Source organism: Micromonospora sp. WMMD736 (genome assembly GCF_049179015.1).
Taxonomy (GTDB): Bacteria; Actinomycetota; Actinomycetes; order Mycobacteriales; family Micromonosporaceae; genus Micromonospora.
The window spans coordinates 1-2,534 of the sequence record NZ_JBMHMI010000092.1 but is presented as its reverse complement, the minus strand read 5'-3'; the positions used below and the strand labels follow the sequence as shown (position 1 = coordinate 2,534).

Sequence of the window (2,534 nt, the reverse complement as noted above, 5' to 3'; positions counted from 1 at the left end):
GATACCGACACCCGGCCGCACCGGATCGGCACCCCGTCCCGACCAGCAGCCGCCACCGGCGGCCGACGCCACCACGGCGATACCGGTGCCGCGCGACCAGGACGCCAAGGATGCCAACGCCGCGACCGAAAAGCTCAATACTCGCGACGAGCAGACCAAGCGGCGCGGCGGCGGGGTCAGCGCGCAGGATCTGCTGCGCCGCGAAGGCCGGATGTAGCGTTAGTCGACGGGGCGGTCGGCGGCCTCGACGTCGTCAGCTTCGGCTTGGAAGACACTGCTGTCGTCGTCCTGCTCAGCCAGGCTTTCGGCTTCGGCCACCGGGTCCGGTGCCAACAGCACGCGCACGGCGCTGTTGAGGAACGCCATGGTGGGCACGGCCAGCAACGCACCGACGATGCCGGCCAGCACCCCGCCGGTGGCGATGGCGAGCACGATCGCCAACGGGTGGATCGACACCGCCCGGCCCATCACCAATGGCTGCAGCACGTGACCCTCGAGTTGCTGCACGGCGATGATCAGCCCCAGCGTGATCAGCGCGATCACGAAGCCTTTGGTGAGCAACGCGACGATCACCGCGAGAAACCCGGTGACCACGGCGCCGACCAGCGGGATGAACGCGCCGAGGAACACCAGCGACGCCAGCGGCAGTGCCAGCGGCACCCCCATGATCGCCAGCCCGGCCCCGATGCCGACCGCGTCGACCAGGGCGACCAGAAAGGTCGCTCGGACGAAGCCGATCAGCGAGTGAAACCCGGCCCGGCCGGCCTCCCGGACCCGGCCCCGCACGGTGTCCGGAAAGATCTTGGTGACGAAGGCGAAGATGTTGCGGCCGCCGTGCAGCAGGAAGATCAGCGTGAACAGCAGCAGGAACGCACCGGTGACGATCTCGGTGATGGTTCCAGCCGTCGACAGCGCGCCGCTGGTCAACCGCTCCTGGTTGTTGCGTAGCGCGTCGATCGTCGCGTCGCCGGCGTGGTCGATCTGGTCGCGGCTCAGGTGCAGCGGTCCGCTGATCAGCCAGTCACGCACGCCGTCGACGCTGCGGGTGACCTGCTCGACCAGTTCGGGGAGACCGTCGATGAACTGGGTGATGACGAAGGCGAGGATGCCACCGACGGCGGCCAACCCACCGAGCAGCACCAACGCCACCGCGATGCCGCGGGGCAGTCCACCGCGGTGCATCAGGTCGACGGCGGGTAGCAGCAATGCGGCCAGGATGGTGGCCAGCACCACCGGAACGACAATGACCTCCAGCCGCCGCACCACCCACAGCACCGCAACCAGCGCGGCCAACAGCACCAACAGTCGCCACGCCCACGCGGCAGACTTGCGGACCAGCGGCGTCACCGCCGCATCGTCGACCGGCAACCCCGCTGACATGCCGGTAGCGTAGCCGCCGCCGCGGACCCGACCGCGTAATCGCGGACACGCCGCGCAACCAATTGTTCGAGGTAGCTGCCCAGTTACCCTGTAGGACGTGTCTCACGACGCGCCGGCGAGCGGAGCCCAGGCACCGCAGGTGACCCAGGCGGGCTCGGTTCGCGGCAAGTACTGGTGGCTGCGCTGGGTGATCATCGGCGTGGCCGTAACCGTGCTGACCGTCGAACTCGTTCTGGTGTGGGATCAGCTGGCCAAGGCGTGGCAGAGCCTGCTCTCGGCGAACCTGTGGTGGGTGGCAGCCGGCGTCGCCGCATCGCTGTTCTCCATGCACAGCTTCGCCCAGATCCAGCGCACCCTGCTGAAATCCGCCGGAGTGCACATCAAACAGTGGCGCTCGGAGGCGGCGTACTACTCCGCCAACTCGCTGAGCACCACCATGCCGGGTGGTCCGGTGCTGGCAGCCACCTTCCTGTACCGCCAGCAGCGGATCTGGGGGGCATCGCCGGTGGTCGCGTCCTGGCAGCTGGTGATGTCGGGCGTGCTGCAGGGCGTAGGCCTGGCGCTGCTGGGGTTGGGCGGCGCCTTCCTGTTGGGCGCCAGCAAGAATCCGCTGTCGCTGATCTTCACGTTGGGCGGTTTCGCCACGCTGCTGCTGCTCGCGCAGGCCGTCGCGTCGCGGCCCGACCTGATCGACGGCATCGGCGTCAAGGTGCTGGCGTGGTTCAACTCGCTGCGCGGCAAGGCCGCCGACGCCGGGCTGGGCAAATGGCGTGAGGTGCTGCGTCAGCTCGAGTCGGTGACCCTGCGCCGGCGCGATCTCGGGCTGGCGTTCAGCTGGTCGATGTTGAACTGGATCGCCGACGTCGCATGCCTGGCGTTCGCGTGCTACGCGGCCGGCGGTCATCCGTCACTGGCCGGCCTCACCGTGGCCTACGCCGCGGCGCGTGCGGTCGGCACCATCCCGCTGACGCCCGGCGGGCTGCTGGTCGTCGAGGCGGTGCTGGTGCCCGGCCTGGTGTCGTCGGGCATGAGCCTGGCCGGCGCCATCTCGGCGATGCTGATCTACCGACTGATCAGCTGGATTTTCCTGGCGATTATCGGCTGGGTGGTGTTCTTCTTCATGTTCCGCACCGAGAAGGACGTCAGCCCCGAGG

Annotated in this window: 3 protein-coding genes; 2 read left to right on the top strand and 1 reads right to left on the bottom strand. The window is 68.7% G+C overall.

Going from position 1 to position 2,534, the window contains the following annotated elements; genetic code table 11:
* Nucleotides 1-217, top strand: a 217-nt coding sequence (locus tag ACN269_RS34015) for a hypothetical protein (RefSeq protein WP_421477342.1), incomplete at its 5' end; no start/stop codon positions are given.
* Between the two features lie 2 nt (nucleotides 218-219).
* Here ACN269_RS34015 and ACN269_RS34010 read toward each other — a convergent pair.
* Nucleotides 220-1,380 carry an AI-2E family transporter gene (locus tag ACN269_RS34010; protein ID WP_421477341.1) on the bottom strand — a complete coding sequence of 387 codons (1,161 nt, stop codon included), beginning with the start codon at nucleotides 1,378-1,380 and terminating at the stop codon, nucleotides 220-222.
* Between the two features lie 187 nt (nucleotides 1,381-1,567).
* Between ACN269_RS34010 and ACN269_RS34005 the strand changes: the two genes are divergently transcribed.
* Nucleotides 1,568-2,534: lysylphosphatidylglycerol synthase transmembrane domain-containing protein (locus tag ACN269_RS34005; protein ID WP_421477340.1), on the top strand; the 967-nt coding region annotated here is incomplete at its 3' end.

Bases quoted from the DNA above. Each gene is read 5' to 3' on its own strand.
- ACN269_RS34010 (WP_421477341.1), bottom strand. From the start codon at position 1,380: ATGTCAGCGGGGTTGCCGGTCGACGATGCGGCGGTGACGCCGCTGGTC.